The sequence below is a fragment of the Rhabdobacter roseus genome, assembly GCF_014202275.1.
GTDB lineage: Bacteria > Bacteroidota > Bacteroidia > Cytophagales > Spirosomataceae > Rhabdobacter > Rhabdobacter roseus.
The window spans coordinates 913686-935491 of the sequence record NZ_JACHGF010000003.1 but is presented as its reverse complement, the minus strand read 5'-3'; the positions used below and the strand labels follow the sequence as shown (position 1 = coordinate 935491).

At 46.6% G+C, this 21806-nt stretch carries 21 protein-coding genes and 1 riboswitch; of the genes, 5 read left to right on the top strand and 16 right to left on the bottom strand.

From position 1 onward, the window contains the following. Positions 1-33 precede the first annotated feature (33 nt). Positions 34-261: riboswitch (cobalamin riboswitch) on the top strand. 259 nt (positions 262-520) lie between these two features. The 4 genes from metE (at position 521) to HNQ92_RS13705 (ending at position 4525) form a co-directional block, all read left to right on the top strand. Further along, entirely contained in the window at positions 521-2851 is a 2331-nt protein-coding gene (gene metE / locus HNQ92_RS13720; protein ID WP_184174580.1) for a 5-methyltetrahydropteroyltriglutamate--homocysteine S-methyltransferase, read from the top strand. An 81-nt stretch (positions 2852-2932) separates the two neighbouring features. Then, complete coding sequence (locus tag HNQ92_RS13715) at positions 2933-3325, top strand: acyl-CoA thioesterase (RefSeq protein WP_184174579.1); 393 nt, start codon at positions 2933-2935, stop codon at positions 3323-3325. A 317-nt stretch (positions 3326-3642) separates the two neighbouring features. Next, entirely contained in the window at positions 3643-4161 is a 519-nt protein-coding gene (locus HNQ92_RS13710) for a PAS domain-containing protein (RefSeq protein WP_184174578.1), read from the top strand. A 64-nt stretch (positions 4162-4225) separates the two neighbouring features. Further along, positions 4226-4525, top strand: a complete 300-nt coding sequence (locus tag HNQ92_RS13705; RefSeq protein WP_184174577.1) for a GNAT family N-acetyltransferase — start codon at positions 4226-4228, stop codon at positions 4523-4525. 24 nt (positions 4526-4549) lie between these two features. On the opposite strand, the gene HNQ92_RS13700 is transcribed toward HNQ92_RS13705, so the two are convergent. The 14 genes from HNQ92_RS13700 to HNQ92_RS13635 all read right to left on the bottom strand — a co-directional run bounded on the left by HNQ92_RS13700 (position 4550) and on the right by HNQ92_RS13635 (position 19535). Beyond that, the gene (locus HNQ92_RS13700; RefSeq protein WP_184174576.1) at positions 4550-5131 is read right to left on the bottom strand and encodes a YdeI/OmpD-associated family protein; all 582 of its coding nucleotides are present in this window, start codon (positions 5129-5131) and stop codon (positions 4550-4552) included. 221 nt (positions 5132-5352) lie between these two features. Then, positions 5353-5745: a RidA family protein gene (locus HNQ92_RS13695; RefSeq protein WP_184174575.1), complete on the bottom strand. Its 393-nt coding sequence runs from the start codon at positions 5743-5745 to the stop codon at positions 5353-5355. A 75-nt stretch (positions 5746-5820) separates the two neighbouring features. Then, positions 5821-6513 (bottom strand): helix-turn-helix transcriptional regulator, encoded by a 693-nt coding sequence (locus tag HNQ92_RS13690; protein ID WP_184174574.1) that lies wholly within the window; start codon positions 6511-6513, stop codon positions 5821-5823. Between the two features lie 139 nt (positions 6514-6652). Beyond that, positions 6653-7225 carry a hypothetical protein gene (locus HNQ92_RS13685; RefSeq protein ID WP_184174573.1) on the bottom strand — a complete coding sequence of 191 codons (573 nt, stop codon included), beginning with the start codon at positions 7223-7225 and terminating at the stop codon, positions 6653-6655. A gap of 282 nt (positions 7226-7507) precedes the next feature. Further along, positions 7508-10084 carry a polynucleotide kinase-phosphatase gene (locus tag HNQ92_RS13680; RefSeq protein ID WP_184174572.1) on the bottom strand — a complete coding sequence of 859 codons (2577 nt, stop codon included), beginning with the start codon at positions 10082-10084 and terminating at the stop codon, positions 7508-7510. Beyond that, the gene (locus HNQ92_RS13675; RefSeq protein WP_184174571.1) at positions 10074-11477 is read right to left on the bottom strand and encodes a 3' terminal RNA ribose 2'-O-methyltransferase Hen1; all 1404 of its coding nucleotides are present in this window, start codon (positions 11475-11477) and stop codon (positions 10074-10076) included. The genes HNQ92_RS13680 and HNQ92_RS13675 overlap by 11 nt, the downstream gene beginning before the upstream one ends. Before the next feature lie 1021 nt (positions 11478-12498). After that, on the bottom strand, positions 12499-13407 hold the full coding sequence (locus HNQ92_RS13670; protein WP_184174570.1) for a helix-turn-helix domain-containing protein: 909 nt from the start codon (positions 13405-13407) through the stop codon (positions 12499-12501). 9 nt (positions 13408-13416) lie between these two features. Next, positions 13417-13767, bottom strand: coding sequence for a hypothetical protein (locus HNQ92_RS13665; protein ID WP_184174569.1), 351 nt, complete (start codon positions 13765-13767; stop codon positions 13417-13419). Between the two features lie 27 nt (positions 13768-13794). Next, positions 13795-14571: an SDR family oxidoreductase gene (locus HNQ92_RS13660; protein ID WP_184174568.1), complete on the bottom strand. Its 777-nt coding sequence runs from the start codon at positions 14569-14571 to the stop codon at positions 13795-13797. Between the two features lie 380 nt (positions 14572-14951). Continuing rightward, positions 14952-15581 (bottom strand): hypothetical protein, encoded by a 630-nt coding sequence (locus HNQ92_RS13655; RefSeq protein WP_184174567.1) that lies wholly within the window; start codon positions 15579-15581, stop codon positions 14952-14954. Between the two features lie 272 nt (positions 15582-15853). Beyond that, a complete protein-coding gene (locus HNQ92_RS13650) occupies positions 15854-16339 on the bottom strand; it encodes a hypothetical protein (RefSeq protein ID WP_184174566.1) in 486 nt (161 codons plus the stop codon). A gap of 713 nt (positions 16340-17052) precedes the next feature. Beyond that, on the bottom strand, positions 17053-17799 hold the full coding sequence (locus HNQ92_RS13645) for an SDR family oxidoreductase (RefSeq protein WP_184174565.1): 747 nt from the start codon (positions 17797-17799) through the stop codon (positions 17053-17055). Between the two features lie 79 nt (positions 17800-17878). After that, positions 17879-18445 (bottom strand): Crp/Fnr family transcriptional regulator, encoded by a 567-nt coding sequence (locus HNQ92_RS13640; protein ID WP_184174564.1) that lies wholly within the window; start codon positions 18443-18445, stop codon positions 17879-17881. 187 nt (positions 18446-18632) lie between these two features. After that, a complete protein-coding gene (locus HNQ92_RS13635; protein WP_184174563.1) occupies positions 18633-19535 on the bottom strand; it encodes a diacylglycerol/lipid kinase family protein in 903 nt (300 codons plus the stop codon). Positions 19536-19657: 122 nt separating this feature from the next. Here HNQ92_RS13635 and surE point away from each other — a divergent pair, with 122 nt between their 5' ends. Continuing rightward, positions 19658-20395 carry a 5'/3'-nucleotidase SurE gene (surE, locus tag HNQ92_RS13630; RefSeq protein ID WP_184174562.1) on the top strand — a complete coding sequence of 246 codons (738 nt, stop codon included), beginning with the start codon at positions 19658-19660 and terminating at the stop codon, positions 20393-20395. 42 nt (positions 20396-20437) lie between these two features. On the opposite strand, the gene HNQ92_RS13625 is transcribed toward surE, so the two are convergent. After that, positions 20438-21040 carry a pseudouridine synthase gene (locus HNQ92_RS13625; protein WP_184174561.1) on the bottom strand — a complete coding sequence of 201 codons (603 nt, stop codon included), beginning with the start codon at positions 21038-21040 and terminating at the stop codon, positions 20438-20440. A 114-nt stretch (positions 21041-21154) separates the two neighbouring features. After that, positions 21155-21745: a Uma2 family endonuclease gene (locus HNQ92_RS13620; protein ID WP_184174560.1), complete on the bottom strand. Its 591-nt coding sequence runs from the start codon at positions 21743-21745 to the stop codon at positions 21155-21157. Between the last annotated feature and the right edge of the window lie 61 nt (positions 21746-21806).

Here is a 21806-nt window from a genome sequence, read left to right as displayed (position 1 = left end):
TTTTTTGTTACCTTTGCCGTGTTCTTTGTAATACCCGTCAATCGGAATAGTGGTTTTCGCGGGTGGAATCTTGCTTCTACCTACCCGCAGAAATTAAAAAAGGAATCGTGTGAAAATCACGAGCAGACGTGCTACTGTAAGTACCCCGTTTTGGAAACAAAACACGTTTTTACCCTCGCGGCCCATTGTCCTGCCCGGCAGGATGAGAAGGGCGGTAAAAATGGGACGAGCCAGGAGACTTGCCCCTATTCTCAATGGCTGAGCCTTCACGACTAGGGCTGAGTCACGCATTGATTTTACAACGCCGTTTTTATGAAAGTACCCCCTTCTTCGCCTTGACCATCAGGCGGGAAGGTAGTTTAGGCCTATCGCCGCCGCCGGACGAGGGTACTTCGTGCACAAAAACGGTACGTACCGGGCAGGCTGTGCCTTTTGACTTCGGTGAGAAGGCCCGCTGGCTTCGGGACGGGTAGGGTGTTTCAGAGGCGTTTTTTCAAAAACCCTTTAAACACAACGTAGTATGCTTACGCACAACCTCGGCTACCCGCGCATCGGGAGCCAACGCGAGCTCAAAAAAGCCTGCGAACAGTACTGGGCCGGTACCATCGACCGGGAAGCCCTGCTCCGGACCGCCCGCCAGCTGCGCCACCGCCACTGGGAGCTCCAACGCGCCGCGGGCCTGGACCTGATCCCGGCCAACGATTTTTCGCTCTACGACCAGGTACTGGACACCGCCCTGCTGGTGGGAGCCATTCCAGCGCGCTACCACGCGCTCATCGACGGCAAGTCCAACGCCGAGCTCGATCTTTACTTTGCCATGGCACGGGGCATCCAGCGTGAAGGCGTGGACATCAAAGCCCTGGAAATGACCAAGTGGTTCGATACCAACTACCACTACCTGGTACCTGAGTTTACGAAAGATCAGACCTTTTACCGCTATTCCGATAAGCCCGTTCGGGAGTTTGAAGACGCTAGGCAGCTGGGCATCCCTACCAAACCCGTGCTGCTGGGACCGGTTTCGTTTTTATTGTTAGGTAAAGAAAAAGAAGCGGGCTTCCACCGCATCGAGCTCCTGGACAAGCTCCTTCCCGTGTACGTGGAGGTACTTTGCGAGCTGGCCCAGCGCGGGGCCGAGTGGGTGCAGCTCGACGAACCCTGCCTGGTGCTGGACCTCACCGCCGACGAGCAAAAAGCCTTCGGCCGGGCCTACGAGCGGCTGGCGCAGGAAGTACCCCGTCTACGGATCATCCTGGCTACGTACTTTGGTAGCTTGGGCGACAACTTACCCGTAGCCACGGCCCTGCCCGTGGAGGTACTTCACCTGGACCTGGTGCGCGCCCCCGCCCAACTACCCCAGCTCCTGGCCCACGAGGCTTTTACCAATTCGTACAAGGTACTTTCGCTGGGGGTAGTGGACGGCCGCAATATCTGGAAAAACGACTACGCCGCTTCCCTAAAACTCATCGACGAAGCCGTGGCCAAGCTGGGCCCCGACCGCGTGATGCTGGCACCGTCGTGCTCGCTGCTGCACTGCCCCAACGACCTGGACCTGGAACGAGACGAAGCCGTGCTGACGCCCGAAATCAAGAACTGGATGGCTTTTGCCAAGCAGAAACTCCACGAAATAGTAGATCTGCGGGAGCTGGCCATAGCCGAAAAACCGCTGGACGAATGCCCGGTTTTAGTGCAAAACCAGGCGGCCCTGGAAAGCCGTCAGCAGTCGGCGCTGATTCACAAGGCCCACGTAAAAGACCGGCTGCGCGAGGTACCTGCGGTGGATCTCCGCCGTCAAAGTACCTTCCCGATTCGGCAGCTGATCCAGGGCAAAAAGCTCCAGCTACCCCTTTTCCCCACCACGACCATCGGCTCCTTCCCGCAGACGGCCGAGGTACGTCAGCTGCGGGCGCGCTTCAAAAAGGGAGAGCTAACTACCCAGGAGTACGAAGCGCGCATCGAGCAGGAGGTATTTGACTCGATCCGCTGGCAGGCTGACCTGGGCATCGACGTGCTGGTGCACGGCGAATTTGAGCGCAACGACATGGTGGAGTACTTCGGCGAGCGTCTGTCGGGTTTTGTTTTTACCCAAAACGGCTGGGTGCAGAGCTACGGAAGCCGCTGCGTGAAGCCGCCCATCATCTACGGCGACGTAGAGCGCCCCGCGCCCATGACGGTCCGGTGGTCGGCCTTTGCGCAGGCGCAAACCGATAAGCCCCTGAAAGGCATGCTAACCGGCCCGGTGACGATCCTGCAGTGGTCGTTTGTGCGCAACGACCAGCCCCGGCAGGCTACAGCCTTCCAAATCGCCCTGGCCATTCGCGACGAGGTACTTGACCTGGAGCAGGCGGGCATTCGCCTCATTCAGGTAGACGAGCCCGCCCTGCGGGAAGGCCTGCCGCTGCGCCGTGCCGACCGCCCCAGGTACCTGCAGTGGGCCGTGGACGCCTTCCGGCTCAGTACTTCGGGCGTGCAGGACAGCACCCAGATCCACACCCACATGTGCTACGCGGAGTTCAACGACATCATCGACTCCATCACCGCCCTCGACGCCGACGTGATCACCATCGAAACGTCCCGCTCGCAGATGGAACTGCTGGAGGCTTTTGCCAACTACCAGTACCCCAACGAGATCGGCCCCGGTGTATACGACATCCACTCGCCCAGGGTACCTGGCGCGGAGGAAATGGTACAGCTGCTGGAAAAAGCGCTGGCGGTGATTCCGGCCCGTAACCTGTGGGTAAACCCCGACTGCGGCCTCAAAACCCGCGGCTGGCCCGAAACCGAGGCTGCCCTGCGGAACATGATCGCGGCCAGTAGGTACCTGCGAGAAAAAGTAGGCGCGGAGGTACTTTGATGCGTTACTTTGTACCCGGCCTGCCGCCGCTTGGTGGAGGTAGGTCGGGTAATTACTTTATTCTTTATTTGTAAAAAACGCATGACGACCGAAGAGCGAATGAAGCAGGCCGAGACCCGCGTATTCAAAACCGTATTTCCCAACAACACCAACCACTACGACACGCTGTTTGGCGGCACGGCCCTCTCCATGATGGACGAGGTCGCCTTCATCGCGGCCACGCGCTTTACGCGCCAGCGCTGCGTCACCGTCTCCTCTGACCGCATCGACTTCGCGCGGCCCATCCCGGCGGGTACCATCATCGAGCTGGTGGGGCAGGTCATCTCCGTGGGCAATACCAGCCTGAAAGTACGTACCGACATCTACGTGGAGCAGATGTACGAAGAAAAACGCGAAAAGGCCGTGAGTGGTACCTTTACCTTCGTGGCCATTGACGAGGATAAAAATCCGATACCCATTAACAAAAATGAATAACAACGGGTTGAGGTACCTATGTAAACGCTGGTTTCAAAGCCCAGCACGCCAATAAAAGCTCCTGCCTGCTCCCAAAAAGAAGATTTCCCTGGTCCTGCCAGGTATGAGGTGGTATTGGTATTATTTCAAAACCCTCCTTCTATCCCCCTTTTCCTAGAAGGATCGGACCGTCGGACCGTCGCACGGAAGGGCCGCCGCTACGAGGATGATATTGAGGCTGATAGTTATTACTAACCTCCCTTCTCCTGAAAAGAGAAGGGCCGGGGATGAGGTAGATAAGGTACTTTATTACACTAACTTTTTAAACATACATTGCCATGCTGAACTTACCTTCCAAAACACACTGTGATACTTTCGTAGGTATCCAACTGACCATGCCACTGCTGATCGGGATGGAGTTTTCCCGCAAGCCCACGCCCTCGCAGCAGGACGACTGGCAGTGCCTGGAACAACTCAAAGAAGAGCAGGGCTGGGTATTTAACCTCCAAACCGCCAAACCCTACCTGGAAGGCCGCATGAGCGCCGTCGTCATCACCGACGCGGCGCAGCAGATCACCTGGGTGAGCAAGGGTTTTACCCGCATGACGGGCTACGGATTCGACGAAGCCTACCACAAAAAGCCCAGTTTTTTGCAGGGCGAAAAGACCAGTCCGGAAATTCGGCAGGAAATACGGCAGCAGCTCAGCCGCCGAAACCCCTACGCGGGGACAATCATCAACTACCGGAAGTCGGGCCTACCGTACCTCTGCAACGTACACATCATCCCCTTGCTGAACCAGGCCAACCAGCTGGTCAATTTTATGGCTCTGGAAAAAGAAGCGACCTGGCTGGTGTAAGGTACTTGTCTATTTGCTATTATTGAGGTTGTAAAACGAGTCAAGTACTTAGCCCGAACTACCTATGGCTACGCCCGAATTCCTGATTACCCACGAGCCCGACCAGAAACGCTTCGTGATCCATACCGAAGCCGGAGACGCCTACCAGGAGTACCTCCTGGCCACGGGCCGGATCGTCATTGCCCACACCGAAGTACCCGAAGCCCTGGAGGGGCAGGGTATTGGCTCAGCTCTGGCCAAGAACGCCCTGGAGTATACGGAAGCCAACGACCTCAAGATCCTGCCGCTTTGTCCGTTTATGGCTACTTACATGCGCCGCCACCCGCAGTACCACCACCTGCTGGCGGCGGGCTTTTCGGTGTAGGTACTTTGGGCTTACGAGTCGGCGTTAGCCAAATTGCTTGGGCTTTTGCTTTAGGCTGGCCAGGAGCGCTATTTCGTCCCGTCTTTTTTGCCGGGTTTCGGGGCGCTTGGCCAGTATGAGCCATTGCAGGATGGCTTTCCGCGTAGACCGGCTCAGGCTCATAAAGTACTCCTGAGAGCCCGCCCGGGCCGCAAATGCTTTCTCCAGGTCTTCGGGTATGTTCAGCTCTTCTACCTCGTCCAGCGTTTCCCACGAGCCGTTTTGCTGGGCCGTTTCGATGCTGTCGTAGCCCGCCTGGGTCATGAGCCCGGCGTCGATCAGGCGCTGTACTTTGGCCTTGTTCACCTTCGACCACACACTCCTGGGTTTTCGTTTGCAGAAAAACTGCATGAAGGTTTCGTGGTCAATGGATTTCCGGGTACTGTCGATCCAGCCAAAGCACAGGGCTTCGTCTACCGCATCGCTGTACGCAATGCTCGGTACGTTTGCCTGCTTTTTGTAGTACACCAGCCACACCGACTGCTTGGTCTGGTGGTGCTCCTGTAGCCAGTCCCGCCAGTCTTGCTGGCAAGTAGGGCAAAATGTTTCCAGGTCGGGTTTTTGCATAAGGGTACTCTTGCTGGCTCGTGTTGTTCCAATAATTAAAAGTAGTTGCAAACAGCCTAAAAATTTCCTAAATATTACAATAAAAGTATAGCTTTTTTACCTGAGCTGTTTAATAAAGATAACAAGCCATACAGTTTGTTTGAAAAGATGGCTTTGCGGTAGCCATTTTCGCCAATCTGTACGGCTTGCCGGATAAGGTATTTCTACTTATGGCTCTGTATCTACTTTACAACGGTGGCTTCAAGTTCTACCGTTAAAGTGGCAAAAAGTCCTTTTACTTCCAGCAAAGTGGTAGCTTGCTGTATTCCGTGTTTCATAAGAAAAGGCACGTAAACATCCATACAAGTTGTGAAAAATTCATTGGTGTTTGTTGTATACACGTTCAGCCTTACAATATTGTTACACTCATAGCCAGACTCACCGATAAGCTGTTCCAAATTTGCGATTGTTTGAATAAGCTGACTTCGCATATCAGCCGAACTTGGAATGCCGTTAGCGTCAATGGCCACTTGTCCTGAGCAGTATAGGGTTCCTGCTACGTTTTTAACTTCAACGGCTTGTACTGAATTGGTGCTTTTGCCCCAAGCCCAAGGGTCAACTGTTTTCTTTTCCATTTTTTATTGTTTTAAAAGATACAATACAAAGATGGAATAGGGTAGTGACAGCCTTATGTCAGGGGTCAAAAATAATTAATGATATTTATCAAAATATTCTTGTAACGTCATTTTATGTTGTTCAAACTTCTCGGTAAGGATTTCCATTCTCGTTATTCGGTCTAAACGAAAATACCGAAACTCTTTACGCAAACGGCACCAGGCAATGAGCAGCCAATTTTCAGTGGTACTTACCAAGGCAAAAGGCTCAATAATTCTTTTGGAGGTTATGCTTTGTTCGTTCGTATAGTTGATTTTTAGTAAATAGAAGTTGGTTAAAGCAAACTGCAATTGAGAAAGAGTATTACTGTTTCGTTCCCTATTCAGGTTCTGCTCAAAACGCGTTCTGTCCGCAAGCAGATTGGCCTTGTCTTTTTCTGATGGACGAAGTACCGCCTTTATTTTGTCAATGGCCTCTATATAATCTTTAATAAAAGAGGCATCTTTGTTTTTCAATACCAATTGTTCGGCAAGGATCAAAGCATTTGCTTGGCTTTCCGAAAACATCACGGGTGGAATTTTGTATCCTTCCATTAAGGTGTAACCCTTTCCGTCTTCGGTAAGAATAGGAACGCCCGCTTGCTCTAAGGCTCGAATGTCGCGATAAATGGTTCTCACGCTTACCTGAAATTTATCTGCCAAGCTGGTCGCTGTCAATAGTCGTTTCGTTTGCAGCTGTGTTAGAATGGCCGTCAGTCTTGAAAGCCGCTTGGTATCGTTGCCATTCATGTTTTATTCCAAATCCAAGTCACTATGCTCATATTCATTTGTTCCTCTTTTTAAGTTCCAAAACTTTATATCTGAGATAGAGCAATAAAGTTGGTGAAAATTGAGTAATTTGCCTGTTTTTAATTATTAGTAGTGCCTTTCAAATTTCTTCACTAAGGATTTTTTGTTTCCATTTATCAATTATTTCTGCTCTATTGCCAAAATCAGACTCACTATCAAGTTCATCGAGAGCTTTATCTCTACCATTTATATGTGTTTCTATAATTCCGTTAATTTTGTTTGTGTTTCCTGCATTTATTTTCTTACTATTAATCTCTTTTTCTAATTTTTTTGCGAAATAATGAGAAATCTCATACTTCAATTGAAGATAGTCTAGTAATTGTTGCGATTTATACTGTGGATTAACCCACGATAAATCTCTTCTAATTCCTCCGTATGATTCAATTGTGGTGACTCCCGTCCAAACATTTGCTTTTTTTACAAAAACGCCAAATGTAAGTTCTATATGAGCTTTCAAATCGTTGTTTGCAACAGCTGACATTTTAAAATCAGACCAATCTAAACTTTTTTTAGACCTATAAGTAATCGTGTCTCCTTCTTGTGCCTTGGTCATTTCAGAAATAACCCTTTCCCATTTTGGGAGATTCTTTGCCTGACCATAAACAAGAACCGGGAAACAAAGTGCTAGAAAAATTAATGCGACTCTACTCATTTTTTAAACGTGATCTATTTTGTAAGTAAGTTGAATCTTAATAGTATTTTCGTATTATGTAGTTTGCACAGTCACTTGGATTGTCCATAGCGTTTTGGCACTTGGCGCAGTGGTGGATTTCGGATCGGCCCGCCGAAGCGGCACAAAATTGACAATACACCACAAAAGTTGATGCGAGGTAGAATGTTCAATTAACCACGTCACCCGCCATTGAGCCAAATGCCTGTTACCGCATAGTGCTTCTGGCAAGCTTTGGTCGGTGCGTTAGCTTGAAGAGTTTGCCTATAGTCTTGGGTCAACATCTTCACTTTCTAATGCTAATACTCCAAACACACTTTCATGTATTCGTCTTAAAGGTTCTTTTTTTACAAATCTTTCAAGCCCTTCAACCCCAAGTGCAAATTCTCTTAGTGCTAAAGATTGTTTTCTTGAAAGACCTCTGTTTTTAAGTCTGTCGATATTTTCGGGTGCATCATATTCAGGTCCGTAAATTATTCTCAAATATTCACTTCCTCGGCATTTTACGGCTGGTTGTAAAAGTCCGTCCGAACCATAAGCAATAAAATCATAAGGTTTAACAACCATACCTTCTCCACCTTTACTTGTCAGGTCAAGCCACCATTGAACTGCTTCGCCAAAACTTGATTGGTCTTTCAAGTCCACTATTTTGTAGGGTGTTGCTATAAAAAGTTTGGTGTCGCCTTGACAAATCTCCTCAATGTTTGTCATGTGCCATTCATGCGTTTTATTAACGTGTACTTGCCCTTCTGTAGCTAAAATATGAAAAGGGGCTAATTTATAATCATCAATACTTTCAACCGTCCAACAGTAATTTTGATAGGCCTTTACATACTTGCCTATAGCTTTATTCTTGGCGGCAAATTTTTCTAAAGATGGCAAAGCATCTTTAATTCCTCTGTCAAGTGCCATTTGTAATGCTTGCTCGACAACTGGTAACGCCCCACCTGCTGCTGAACCAACAGATGCATACTGGTCTTTTAATAATGCCTGTGCTTTTGCAGACCAAGGCATTAGCTCGGCATCTAAACATACCCAATCCGTATTGAACTTATCCCAAAAGTTGGTGTTTGTCAGGCACTGATTAACTCTTGCTATAAAGGCTTTCTCAATTTCCGGGTCATTAAAAAAGTTTCTACCTGTTCGTGTGTAGCAAACTCCAATGCCTTCATTTTCAACCCCAAAGCGTTTTATGGCGGTTGTTTCATCTTTACAGATTATTAAAACAGCTCTTGAACCCATGTGTTTTTCTTCACAAACAACCTTTTCTATCCCTCTTTTTTTATAGTAATTCAAAGCCTGTGCTGGGTGTTCCAAAAATTCAGGCAATTCACTTGTCGCACATGGAGACATGGTTGGGGGTAGATAAATCAACCATTTTGGATTTATTGCAAAACGGCTCATTACTTCTAAGGCTGCAATAGAATTTTCCTCCTTGATAGTTATATTGTTTCTTAGTCTCGTTTGAACGATACGTTTTCCCGTAACATCTTCAATGTTCAGTAAATCATCATATTCTTGTTGTGAACTAAGTTTATTTTCTGATTCGTTAAAGTCTAAAGGTCTTATTGGCTCACAATAGACTTGTTTAGCCTTAATAGAAACTAATTCTTCTTCAGGATAACGAAGCGCGGTTAATTTTCCGCCAAATACACAACCTGTATCAATATCAATGGTTTTGTTTAACCATTCTGCTTCGGGTACTGGCGTATGTCCATAAACTACTTTCGCTTTACCTCTATATTCCTTTGCCCAATTATGTCTGACAGGCAAGCCAAATTCATCAATTTCTCCTGTTGTTTCACCATACAGACAAAATGAACGAACCGCACCCGAACCACGACCTTGCATTTCTTCTTTTAATCCTGCATGTGCAACAACTAACTTTCCATTATCAAAAACATAGTGGCTAATCAGGCTGTATAGAAATTGCTCAACCGATTTCTTGAATTCGGAAGTTTTGTTTTCCAATTGCTGTACTGTAACTTCTAAACCATGTTTTAACTGAACTTGCTTCCCATTGAGGTACTTCTGTAATTTTAAATCGTGATTACCTGGCACACAATACGCAACACCCGTATTAACCATACTCATTACTAAGCGCAAGACACTTGGCGAATCAGGGCCTCTATCAACAAGGTCGCCAACAAAAATTGCTTTTCTGTTTTCAGGAGCAATTACCTCAAATCCAAAATTTGAATTATTGGCTTCGACTTGATTTATTTCATAACCAAGTTTTAATAGTAATTCTTTCAACTCGTCAAAACATCCGTGAACATCTCCAATAATGTCAAACGGACCTGTTTCGTCTTTTTTATCGTTGTAAAGTTTCTCTCTTTTGATGTCAAGAATTGCTTCAACTTCATCAATTGATTTCAGAACATAAATTTGTCTAAATCCTTCATGCTTCAAATTTCTGATTGATTTTTTCAGTTGTTGAGCTTGTTGACGAATCACATGACCGCCAAAATTTCGGTCGGGTCTGCTTAGATTTCGTTCTTCAGATACTTTTTCGGGCAAGTCCAATACAATTGCCACCGGCAAACAATGATAGGTTCTGGCTAAATCAATTAGTCCTTTTCTTGATTCCTTTTGAACGTTGGTTGCATCTACAACGGTCAATAAGCCATTTTTCAAGCGTTTGCCCGCTATGTAATACAAAACATCAAAAGCGTCATTGGTTGAAGCCTGACTATTTTCGTCATCTGAAACTAATGCTCTACATTCGTCAGACGATAATATTTCCGTTCGTTTGAATAGTCTCCTTGCAAAACTACTTTTTCCCGAACCTGAAACACCGATTAAAACAACTAATGAAAGTTCTGGTACTTTAATTTCCATATCTAAATATTGCCATTTGTGATGGAGCACCAATGTTTTCTTCTTCGCCACCTATTGGTAATGTCTCCACGCTGTAATTATAAGTTTTTCCTATTCTGTTTGCCCATTCTGCAAACTCGTTTCTTGTCCATTCAAAACGGTGGTCGTTATGCCTCATATTCTCAGCATCCAATTTTTCCCACATTACATTATACTCTTTGTTTGGAGTGGTCAGAATTATGGTTTTGGGTTTTGCAAATTCAAACAAAACTCTTTCAAACGATTTTAGTCTGTTTAAATCCAAATGTTCAATAACTTCTACTACCGCAGCGGCATCAAAACCGTCAAGTCGTTTGTCTCTATATGTTAATGAGCCTTGAAATAGGTTGATTCTTTCTTTTTGTTTAGGCGACATTTCGTCAAAGTGAAGTCTCTCTCTCGCTTTCAATAGTTCATTGTAGGAAACGTCCATTCCTGCAATTTCAATAAATTGCTTTTGCTTTAGTAGTTGTCTTATGAGCTTTCCTTCTCCACACCCTAAGTCTAAAACCCTTTCAGCTCCTGATTCAATAAGTTTTTCAGCCACTAATTTTATTCGTTTGTCATGGAGAGTTTCTTTCTTTTTCTCAGTCTCTGTCTTTTCAATTGGCTCTTCTATTGCATTTTCAATTTCATCTCCTTCGCTTAGTCGTTCAAGTGCTTGTCTTGATAATGAATTTAAATTAATCAAGTATCGCCTGATTATTTGCTCCCTTTCAGGATGGACTTTTAGCCAACCTTCCCCTTTTTGAAATAGTTTTTCAATTTCGTTTTCACTGACAAAATAGTGTTTGTCGTTATCCAAAGCTGGAATTAAAACATACAAGTGTGAAAGTAATTCCTTTGTGGTGATTGTATGTTCAAGATTTAAAGAGAAGTATTTACTCTCTCCCCATTCAGGAAACTCAGCATCTAATGTATGTCGCTTCAATTCCACTTTATAACCAAGCGGTTCAAAGAATTTTCTAATTAAAATTTCGCCACCTTTTGGAGCGGGAATTGATGCAATTGAAATTTCAAAAGGCAATTTTACATCAACCAGTTCCGGTTTGTCTTTGCACTTACCATTCATTGCAGATGAAAAAGCTTTTGAAAGAGCAACACTCAGAAATGATGAAGCAACATAGGGTCTGTCGTTTACATAGTGTCCAAGTGAAAAACCGTCTCCACCCAAATTTCTTGCACCTCGGACCATGTCGATAGGATCAATGTCGAGTAATAGACTGATAGTTGTTTTATCTTCTCCCTTTTCTGGATAAAACACATGAGCCTTTCCAACAGATAAATCAAAGGTCTGAAACTTGTCAGGATGTTTATGTAGCAAATAGCCTAAGTCGGTTGCTGGCTTATGAGTTGTCGTAATGTTTAAAATCATCTTATGTCTTTATGGTGCGTTGGCAAAAATTCAGGCTCTTTTGCTTGCGAAGCGATAGCCCGTGCGTTAGGGCAAGCAAATACGCCTGGATGTGCGGTTGGCATTTTATTTCTGTCGTTCATTTTGTTCACTGTCGTTGTCTTTTAGCATTGGCGGTAACGTTTCACAGGTTTAAGAATATTGCGGTATTACTTGCAGAATTTCTGTCGACCCGCACTAAAAATAGTAAAAAGCGATGAATAAATTAACAGCACATCGCCCCGCAATTTTTTAAACCTGTTGTTATGGGCAGTAGTTTTATAAATCATTAGTGGTTATAAATGTCAGTATAACAAGTCCAAAATGAAACGCCAATATTATTAGTGTCACTTTCGGTTTATTTTTCGCTCGGTCTATCAAAAGTCCATAAAAAGGATATTGAAGAATTCCTATAATTATAAAAGGTATTTCAAGTCGATGGAAAATAGAAAAGCTTATTAATCCAGTCGGAAAAAGTAATATTCCTGGAACATAAGTTCCGTGACCACCTCCCATTAATAAAAAGACACCAATTAAAAGAAATGGTGTCAATATGGAAAGTGTGGTAGTTGTCTTGTAATTACTTTTCATTAGTCAGGTCGATACTATTGCCCATAACATCTGTATATACGTAATAAACTTACCTAGTTTCGTGTATTTCCGCTATACTCGAACCATTTGCAATCGTTTGCAAACGACTACAACTGTTTTTAGTACGTTTGTAACTAGTAATTGACAAGAAAAAGTACCTATGCCCTTCGTACCCAAAGATACAATCCGCCCCGCAAAAAGCGTAGCCCTCAGGCATTTCCTTTCGGAGAAAAAAGCAAATTTTTCACCCAACAACAAAAATCCCCACCTCTTTTCAAAGGCGGGGTTTCACAAAGTACCTTAGGCGCTGGGTACCGGGTCGTGTTGTAGGCACCTTCCCGGCAAATGCGTTGGCCGGGAAGTACTTTGCCGGGGAAGGCTTGCCCACTCGCGCCCGACGGACGTAAGCTCGTCAGTTAAACGACTGCCGGAATTCCAGCGGACTTTGGCTCGTCTTGGCTTTGAACAACTTGCTGAAAGACTGCGAATGCTCAAAACCCAGCTCATAGGCTATTTCGCTCACGGATAGCTCCGTCGTGGACAGTTTTTCCTTGGCTTTATCAATCAGTTTTTCGTGGATGATTTGCTGCGTGGTCTGTCCGGTGAGTTGTTTGAGTAAACTACTGAGGTACTTGGGCGAAACGTTGAGTGCGTCGGCGATGTACTGAACCGAGGGCAGCCCGTTGGACAGCAGCGCTTCGTTGCCGAAATAATCCGCCAGGACATCTTCCAGACGCTCCACGAGTTTATGGCTGGTTATCTTGCGGGTGATGAACTGCCGCTCGTAAAACCGCTGGGAATACGTAAAGAGCAATTCCAGCTGGGCAATGATCACATCCTGACTGAATTTGTCGATGTTGGCGTGGTATTCCTCTTTGATATTGTCAATAATGCCGTTGATGAGCGTTTCTTCCTTGTCAGAGAGAAACAAAGCTTCGTGGGTAGCATAATCGAAGTATTCGTAGTGCTTTATTTTCCTGGCCAGGGAGGTATTCCACAAGAAATCGGGATGAATGAACAGCATCCAGCCTTCGAGGTTGGGGGCCATGCCGCCTGCTTCGCCACGTAACACCTGGCCGGGGGCAATGAAGGCCATCACCCCTTCGTCAAAATCAAATCTTTGCTGCCCGTAGTGTAGCTTGTCACATCCTCTTTTTAGCGTCACGGTATAAAAATCAAAAATGGCAGCGTTCATTCCCGTTTCTACCTTCAGGTTTTTGAGGTCGATGATACTGACGAGCGGGTGATACGGCTTGGGTAGGCCCGCCAAGCGATGCCCCTCGGTGATGGTTTTGATTCGGTAGGGTTTTATCGAGGCCATGCTACGTAGCTAGTTTGAGAATTTAAAAGGGTACTTTAACCAGATCAATACCAAGGGCAGAGCCAGAAACGGAATCTCGATGAAAGCCATTTTTACGTTCCCCGCTTTCAGGGACAACGCCATGATCAAAACAATGGTGACGGCATTCAGTAGATTACTGATAAAAAAGGTTTGCGGAACCAGGAGCATTAATCCAAGCAGGATTGAAAAAGCGCCAAAAATGGGCATGATGGTTTTGCTGATACCTAAGTCGGCCATCATTTTTGTTTGCTCCGCGTTGGCGGGTTGAAAGGAATCCCAGCCGTGCTTGAGGCTCAGGAAGGCCGAAATCAGCAGGAGTATGATGCTTATGATTTTCATTTCTTTCGTTTGGTAAGGTACAAAAAATTAATTTCCATACATGTAGGAAGCTCCCATTTTCCCGGACTGGGCAATGATGAAGCTGGGGGCCACCCGGCTCAGTACCCGCATCACCTTCGCCAGGCCAGGATAGATTTCGAGCTGATCGTTTTTCATACCCCTGATGGCGGCGTCTATGATTTTTTCCGGAGCCATGAGGACATTGCTGCTAAATCCGTCTTCATTTTTGAATTTATCATTCAAAGGGGTAGCGCTTCCCGGTGCGACCAGCTCCATCACCTGAATGTTGGTATGTTTCAGCTGTACGCGCAGTGCCTGCGTGTAGGAACGAAGTCCGGACTTACTGGCGCTATAAATGGGTGATATGGCAAAAGGCATCAGGGCAATGCCCGACGTGACATTGAGTATAGCCGCGTTTTTTTGTTTTTTCAGATGCGGCAAAAACTGCTGTACCATCCGGATGGGGCCCATCAGGTTGATCTCGATTTCGCGGGTTATGTCGGCCAGATCGTGCTCGTGGTGCAGGCTTATTTTTCGCATTTCACCGGCATTGTTGATGAGCATATTGAGGTCCGGAAAGGCATGGGTTACGCGCTCGAAGAGACTCGTGATATCCTCGGCCCGGCTGACGTCGCTCTGGATGGTATGTACCGCAGGTAGTTTGCGCTTAACCTCCTGCAATTTTTCGGCATTTCGGCCCGTGATGATGACCGTGTTTCCCAAATCAATCAATTTGGCCGCAAACTCGTAGCCGAACCCTCCCGTTCCGCCCGTTACTAAGATCGTGTTGTTTTGTAAGTTCATGTTTCTTTGATTTTGTATGCTGCAAAGTTCAGCCATAGCCCCCAAACGGATGTAGCCAAAAGGCGGCATGTTGTAGTAGAAAGGCAGGGGGGCTGGTTGACGTAGCGTTCTTTAGCCGATCGGCTACTGGGTAGAGGTACTTTCTGGTATTTTTTTCGGTAACCAGAAGCAAAAATCCTCGCCTCTTTTCAAAGGCGGGGATTCGCAGCGTACAGAAGTTTTCATAAAAGTACCCTACGCGCCGGGTACCGGGAGGCCGAGGGTGCCTTCTGGTTGCTGGTTTACCTATCACTCCATCTGACGGGCAAGTAGTCTAAAACCTTTCTGGGGCGGTTTTGGCACGGGGTGCTTTTACTGGTGAATTTCACCCGAGACGGCTTTTAATTGTCAAAGTAGTAGCCCCTTGCTTTTAGGATTCCGTCTTTTTTTAACTGAAATAGTTCATTAATATAGTTTCCCATTACTACAATTGCTTTGTTGCCCGTTATTTTATAATAGGGGCTAGGAAACCATCTATCTATGGCTTCTTTTTTAAATTCACTAATATCAACAGATACTTCCTCTTTGAACTTTACCCTTACAGGCTTTATAGAAGTATTTTCATTGTCAGGATGCTCATAATCGCTAGAAGAATAAGGCCCGGCCCATTTATTGCCTTTTGTTAGGTAGACATCCGAGTATTGGTACTTTTCGTGGTATAATTTTCCGCCTTGCTCAGAAACGTATAAAAGTACGTGTTTGTATTTTGAGAAAGCGGGGACGCCATAATGGTCGTAGGCTTCAAATTCTATGGTATCCTTTGGGTAGTTTCCGTGTATGTTTTTAATGATTTTATATTTTGCTTTAAATGCGCCATCCATTATTATGGTGCCTTTTTTGACATCAGGAGAAAACTCTTTCACCTCGACTTTTTCTCCAATGAACACGAAAAGAGTTGAGTTTTCTTTTTCTTGCGCATAGGAAGCGCTTGAAAAAAATAGAAGCAGTAGGAGTAGATATATTTTATTCATGAGTTAAATCGAATAGTTGAAAAAAAGTGTGTTGGATACGTAAATTGCGGCCCAACGCCATCTTCTAAAACATGAGTGATATGTAAACCGTGTTCTTTGATGTCTAAAGTTTTTTTTCATATCCTTTAACTTCTTTTTTTTGTCTTTTGAATTTGGGTTATTGATGAGGGATTAGATTTGTAAAGCACCTAACTGGATTTGGTTTGCCTTACGGGGGCTCGGTGAGCCTAGCTAATGCTCTGAAAGAATTTACGAATTAACTCACGGATCAATTAAAGCCTTTCGTGAAAAAATTTTAAGAAATATTCCTCATCGACTTCAATCTTCCAGATATAATATATAGATGTTTTTGCTGACGGAAAATCACCTTCGATATTATAAAACGTAAGATACTTTGAATTACAAAACTTGCATTTATTATATAGAAGAGAACTAATTGAGTAGGGATTTTTTTTATTTATCAGTAAACCAAATAACTTGCCATCTTCAAAATAATCAGGGTAAAGTTTGTTTTTGATTAACAAATCATTTAAAATAGACTCGGATTTAATATATTTTATTGTTGTACGAGATTTGTACTTGTGATGAATAATGTCTATCTTTTGAATACTATTACATTGAATACAATTAAATTCAAGTATGCCAAAATCAGGTGGATCTACTGGGATGTCTTGGCCAAAAGCTACATTAAATTTTTTTTCTAAAAAATTTAATGTAGCTTTTTTAACATTATCCACTATCCTTAATTTATTACCCATACCAAGTTTTGAGGGATACTTATGTATTGAATTTTGATTTTTGGATTACTTAGATATTAGATAACTCAAATAAGGCATTAGGAAGATTTACTTGTTTAGTCTTGCCCTCTTCCAAACCACAGAATTATTTCTCCAACTTCGAGCCGCACACTTTCGTTTAACTCTATTTCGATATACTCTAGTACATCTAATTTGTCATAAGGGAGCGCGCGCTTATTAAAAGCTTCGGGAGATGTGTTATTATAGATCCGAGAATTAACCCGTAAAGGCTTGTGAATTATCAAGTGCTTTTCTTTTACATTAAGTAGAGGAAAGCCATAAGATACTTTACAAGTTTATTTATTTGTCAATAAAATCAATTTTTGATTCTTTAACTTCTAGTAAGTAAAAGATAGCCACAAAAAGTACCTATGCCCTCCATACCCAAAGATACTATTCCCTCCGCAAAAAGCGTAGCCCTCCGGTATTTCCTTTCGGAGAAAAAAGTATAAGTGTCACCCAATGGCAAAAATCCCCGCCTCTTTCCAAAGGCGGGGGTTCGCAATCTACAGAAGTTTTCCTAAAAGTACCCTACGCACCGGACACCGAAAGGCCGAAGATGCCTTCCCGCTGTTGGGTTGCCCATCGCCCCATCTGGCGGGCTAGGAGGGTGAGCGGTTTTAGTTGGGGGTACTTTGGTGCGGGAGCCGTTTCGGGTTTCTTTTAGCTTTTCGTTACCAAGGGATCTCGCCGGTTTCAGGATTTGTTTCTTCGCTGAAAAACTGGCCGGTCGGTCCGTCCTGATCAATCAACGCATACTTTACGATCCGACTTCCGGCTACCGCTACCTCCCCACCTTGATGGAACGTAAAGTCGGTGCTGGTATAACCGGGACAAACGGCATTGACTTTGAAGGTAGTTCCCCGCAGTTCGTACGCTAGATGAACCGTATACATATTCAGGGCGGCCTTGGAAGAGCCATACACCGCGTATTTGGCGTAGTCGTAAGCGGGCCAGTTTGGATCGCTTTGATCGCTTTGCAAGGCGAGAGAACCTACGCTGGTACTTACGTTTACAATTCGGGGCTCGGGCGATTTTTGTAATAAATCCAGGAAGGCCTGCGTAACTCTGGCCACGCCAAATACATTGGTATTAAAGGTCGCTATAAACTGGTCGGAGCGGGCTTCGAGGGCGGTATACGGACTACCTCCGTTGATCCCCGCGTTGTTGATGAGTACATCCAGAGCGTCTATTCTTTTGCCCACTTCTTCACGAGCTATTTTTACGGAATGATCATCGGTTACGTCTAAGGCTATGACCTCTACCTGGTGCAAACCTTCGGATTTTAATTGGTCAACGGCCTTGATCCCTTTGGCTACATCCCGACTGCCGATGAATACGTAAAACCCGGCTTGCAATAGTTGCTTGGCCGTCTCGAAGCCAATGCCTTTGTTGGCTCCGGTAATGAGTGCTGATTTCATTTTTTCTTTGTATTAAAATTTAGGCTACAAAGATTATCCGAGCGAAAATGAAATCATTTATCATTTGGTAAAAAGGAACTTAACGGATATTTCTTCTTATTCTGCTCAGTGATTGTTGGGTAACGCCCAGGTAGGAAGCCACAAAAGCCAGCGGAATTCGATTGATCAGGGAAGGGTAGTTTTGCATAAATTCCAAGTAGCGTGTAGTGGCGTCTTGCGAAATGACGGGCCCTTTCCGGGATTTTTGGTACATGCATAATCGTACCATCTTGTTTTTGATGTTATCCCAGCCCACTATGATCCGGGAAAGTTCTTCCCAGTGTTGTCTGGAAAATACAATGAGTTTACAATTGGTGCACGCTTGTAAATATTCCGAAGAGGAAGTATTGGCTTCAAAATGTACATAATCAACCACCAGGCTATTTTCACTAATAAAGCAGCGGGTGATTTCCTCGCCCTGGTTGTTGTAGTAACAGCCGCGAATGACGCCTTCCACAATAAAACCCACTTGGGAGGGAATCCGGCCCGCTTCCGAAAAATACGCGTCTTTTGGCAAGTCTAAGGTACTCGCTTTGCTAAGTACAAGGTCAATTTGCTGCTGGTTGAGATTGCCAAATTGCAAGATGTAGTCGATGAGCTCTTTCATAGAGGCAAGGTACTGGAAGATCAATGCGGATGATTTACCATTTGGTAAAAAAAGTAGGAGGGTACTTTAACGCTCCCAAGTACTTTACTTTCGGAGGAAAGAGGGCAAACACGTTTTCCCAAGGCAAAAACCCCCGCCTCTTTTCAAAGGCGGGGATTCTTAAAACGCAGTATCGACAAAAAGTACCCTAGTGGCCCGGCACCAGGAAGTCAAGTACCCCTTCCTGGATCTTGATCCCTACTTTGGTAGCTTTTTCGAGCTTGATCACCTCGTCGTCTACGTGGGCGTCGGCGCCTTCCCATTCCAGGCAAATGCTTTTACCGGTAACTACCTCGCAGGGGAAGGGGTCGGTTTTGCCGTTGAGCCTACCTACCAGGTAGCTGGCAAAGGCGTCGCGCTGGCTTTCGGGGAGCAAGGCAATGTTGAGAATGCCGTCGCTGGGGTCGGCCTGCGGGGCCAGGTGCAGGTTAGGGCCCATCAGACGCGTGTTCATGACCTCCACGAGCAGGTAGTCGCCGGAGTGATCGGTGCCATCTACCTTCATGCGGCATTTTTTGGGCTTGTAGGTCAGGATGAGGTCGTGCAGGGTGAGCAGGGCCATCTTTATTTTTTCTTCCGGCAACATATCCTCCTTGCGCTCCATCTTGCGGAGGGTTTTCATGAGGCGCGGAAACAGGCCGTACCCGAAGCTTTCCAGAAAGAATTTCTGCTCATCTACGCCATCAAGCAACCCCACGTCTATTTTCCGGAAGGTACCCTGGGACCAGGAGGCTATTAATTTTTCAATATCCGTTCCGAGCTCTAACGTTTTGGCGATGTTGTTGGCGGTACCCAAGGGCAGCAACGCCAAAGGATATTTTTTATCTACCAGCGTTCGGCTTAGGTACTGAGCCGCTACTTTTCGTACTGTGCCGTCGCCACCGGCTACGATCAGGAAGTCAATATCTGGCTCAATCTTTTCCCAGCCTTTCTTTTTTGTAGATGAATATCTACACTCAAATCCCTGTGATTCGATGAGCGCAATGAGTTTTTTGCGGTCGTGTTCCTCGTCTCCGGCGCCCGGATTGTGGAAAAGCTTAGCCAATGCCATAGTTAGTGCCCTCTTTTAGACTATACGTTTCCGGGATGAATACTAGAAGTGTACCTAATAGCCCCTAAACTGGCATACGTTTTTGCGTATAGGGGAGGAGAATCAAATCAGAACAGAGCGTTATGAGGATTTTAGTAGCAAACGACGACGGAATATACAGCCCTGGGCTGGCCTCACTGGCCAAAGTAGCGACCCGCTTTGGGGAAGTACGCGTAGTAGCTCCGGACGTAGAGCAGTCATCCATGGGCCACGCCATCACGGCCTCCCGGCCCCTTTCTTATAGAAAATCACCCATTCCATTTGACGGCATCGACGCCTACCGCGTCAATGGTACCCCGGCCGACTGCGTGGCGCTGGGTACGCACCTCTGGAGCAAGACCGACGTGGTGCTGTCGGGGATCAACCTGGGCCTCAACTTGGGTAACTCCATGTGGCACTCAGGTACCTTAGCGGCCGCCAAGCAAGCCGTGCTGCTGGGCGTGAAAGGCATTGCCTTCAGTACCTCTACGGGTAAGATAGATCCCGACTTCGAGGCCCTGGAGCCCTTTGTAGAGCAGGCACTGGCGCTGCTGCTGGAAAACCCCGACCTGTGCCTGATCAACGTCAACTTACCGCCCAACCCGCAGGGGATTCGCTGGACGCGGCAGTCGGTACGGCTCTACGACGGCAAGATCGAGCCGGGCATTGACCCAATGGGCCGCAAGCACTACTGGTTTACGGTGTTTCCGCTGGAGCCCGCCGAAGAAGGGACCGACCGCTGGGCCGTCGAGAATGGCTATGTGTCAATTACACCGCTGCGCCTGGACCTGACCAACGAGAAGGAACTGGAGATTGCGCTTCAGGAACATCCCGTTGCGTAAAGTACCTACTCGGGTACTTGCTATACATTCACGAAAGGTACCTTAGCGGGTACCTTTTCCTATTTTCGGCAAAAGCTCCGCGGCCGGTACTTCAAGTACCTCGCCGGGCTGCATGGTACCCAGCAGTACCCCGCCGATGGCCCAGCGCACCAGCCGCAAGGTAGGAAAGCCCACGGCGGCGGTCATGCGGCGTACCTGGCGGTTTTTGCCTTCGTGCAGCGAAATGGCCACCCAGGAGGTAGGAATGGCCTTGCGCTCCCGAATGGGCGGGTTGCGCTCGGGCAGGGCGGGCTCTTCGATGGGCGTGGCGTGGGCGGGGAGCGTAAGGTACTTTTTGCCGTTGATCGAGATCGGCACGCCGGTGGCCAGTTGCTGGCAGGCTTCGGAGGTGATTTCTCCCTCTACTTGCACGTAGTAGGTGCGGTAATGCCGCTGCTTGGGGTCGAGAAGGCGGGTTTTGAGGTGGTTGTCGTTGGTCAGCAGCAGCAAGCCTTCGCTGTCGGCGTCCAGCCTGCCTACGGGGTACACATCCTTCGGGAAGTCAGCGTCCAGGTCGGCCAGAGTAGGGTGGTCGCCCTCGCGGCTAAACTGCGAAAGCATGCCGTAGGGCTTGTAGATGAGGTAGTAGCGCAGCGTAGGGGACATGGGCAAAGGGTTCGAGAGGGTATGGGGTTTGGGGCGGTCCACCGTGGCAGCGGCGCCTCCCGCGCGGCACAGGGTACTTGGTGGCAAAAGTACCCTGGATGCACGGCTTTTAAATTATCGTAAGCGATTGATGATTTTTTTCAAGTCTATTTCAAAACCGGGCAATACGGGCTCACCTGATAAGCGAATAGCCAGCGTATCGAATTGCTCCACCGACTGCTGGGGGCGATACACGGATACTTCTTGGTTGAAGCGATCAATCAACCAGCCCAGCTGACAACCGTTGGCTATATACTCTTCCATTTTGTCTCGGAGTGCGGGTAGTTCATCGGACTGGGAACGTACTTCGATGATAAAATCAGGGCAAACCGGCGCAAAGCGCTCTTTATCTTCCGGCGAAAGTACCTCCCATTTTTCTTTCCGTACCCACGACACATCGGGCGAGCGTACGGCCCCGTTGGGTAGCGTAAAACCCGTGGAGGAGTCAAATACCTCGCCGGGAAAGTCCTGGGCCAGGTTCCAGTTATAGAGTGAGCTAGCCAGGTGTAGGTTGAAACTACCTGTATTGGAGCCGGTTGGAGACATGACGATGATGTTGCCGTATTGATCGCGCTCAAGGTTGAGGGTATCATTCATTTGGCAGAATCGGAAGAATTCCTCCTCGTTCATGATGTCTCCCATTTTCAGAATGACCGGATTTTCCATTGCTACGCGCCTTTTGATACCTATATCGTAAAAATACAAATTGCCCCCCAGAATAAAAAGC

Excerpts from the sequence above, each read along its gene's own strand:
- metE (WP_184174580.1), top strand. The coding sequence starts at position 521 with ATGCTTACGCACAACCTCGGCTACCCGCGCATCGGGAGCCAACGCGAG.
- HNQ92_RS13715 (WP_184174579.1), top strand. The coding sequence starts at position 2,933 with ATGACGACCGAAGAGCGAATGAAGCAGGCCGAGACCCGCGTATTCAAA.
- HNQ92_RS13710 (WP_184174578.1), top strand. The coding sequence starts at position 3,643 with ATGCTGAACTTACCTTCCAAAACACACTGTGATACTTTCGTAGGTATC.
- HNQ92_RS13705 (WP_184174577.1), top strand. The coding sequence starts at position 4,226 with ATGGCTACGCCCGAATTCCTGATTACCCACGAGCCCGACCAGAAACGC.
- HNQ92_RS13700 (WP_184174576.1), bottom strand. The coding sequence starts at position 5,131 with ATGCAAAAACCCGACCTGGAAACATTTTGCCCTACTTGCCAGCAAGAC.
- HNQ92_RS13695 (WP_184174575.1), bottom strand. The coding sequence starts at position 5,745 with ATGGAAAAGAAAACAGTTGACCCTTGGGCTTGGGGCAAAAGCACCAAT.
- HNQ92_RS13690 (WP_184174574.1), bottom strand. The coding sequence starts at position 6,513 with ATGAATGGCAACGATACCAAGCGGCTTTCAAGACTGACGGCCATTCTA.
- HNQ92_RS13685 (WP_184174573.1), bottom strand. The coding sequence starts at position 7,225 with ATGAGTAGAGTCGCATTAATTTTTCTAGCACTTTGTTTCCCGGTTCTT.
- HNQ92_RS13680 (WP_184174572.1), bottom strand. The coding sequence starts at position 10,084 with ATGGAAATTAAAGTACCAGAACTTTCATTAGTTGTTTTAATCGGTGTT.
- HNQ92_RS13675 (WP_184174571.1), bottom strand. The coding sequence starts at position 11,477 with ATGATTTTAAACATTACGACAACTCATAAGCCAGCAACCGACTTAGGC.
- HNQ92_RS13670 (WP_184174570.1), bottom strand. The coding sequence starts at position 13,407 with ATGGCCTCGATAAAACCCTACCGAATCAAAACCATCACCGAGGGGCAT.
- HNQ92_RS13665 (WP_184174569.1), bottom strand. The coding sequence starts at position 13,767 with ATGAAAATCATAAGCATCATACTCCTGCTGATTTCGGCCTTCCTGAGC.
- HNQ92_RS13660 (WP_184174568.1), bottom strand. The coding sequence starts at position 14,571 with ATGAACTTACAAAACAACACGATCTTAGTAACGGGCGGAACGGGAGGG.
- HNQ92_RS13655 (WP_184174567.1), bottom strand. The coding sequence starts at position 15,581 with ATGAATAAAATATATCTACTCCTACTGCTTCTATTTTTTTCAAGCGCT.
- HNQ92_RS13650 (WP_184174566.1), bottom strand. The coding sequence starts at position 16,339 with ATGGGTAATAAATTAAGGATAGTGGATAATGTTAAAAAAGCTACATTA.
- HNQ92_RS13645 (WP_184174565.1), bottom strand. The coding sequence starts at position 17,799 with ATGAAATCAGCACTCATTACCGGAGCCAACAAAGGCATTGGCTTCGAG.
- HNQ92_RS13640 (WP_184174564.1), bottom strand. The coding sequence starts at position 18,445 with ATGAAAGAGCTCATCGACTACATCTTGCAATTTGGCAATCTCAACCAG.
- HNQ92_RS13635 (WP_184174563.1), bottom strand. The coding sequence starts at position 19,535 with ATGGCATTGGCTAAGCTTTTCCACAATCCGGGCGCCGGAGACGAGGAA.
- surE (WP_184174562.1), top strand. The coding sequence starts at position 19,658 with ATGAGGATTTTAGTAGCAAACGACGACGGAATATACAGCCCTGGGCTG.
- HNQ92_RS13625 (WP_184174561.1), bottom strand. The coding sequence starts at position 21,040 with ATGTCCCCTACGCTGCGCTACTACCTCATCTACAAGCCCTACGGCATG.
- HNQ92_RS13620 (WP_184174560.1), bottom strand. The coding sequence starts at position 21,745 with ATGGAAAATCCGGTCATTCTGAAAATGGGAGACATCATGAACGAGGAG.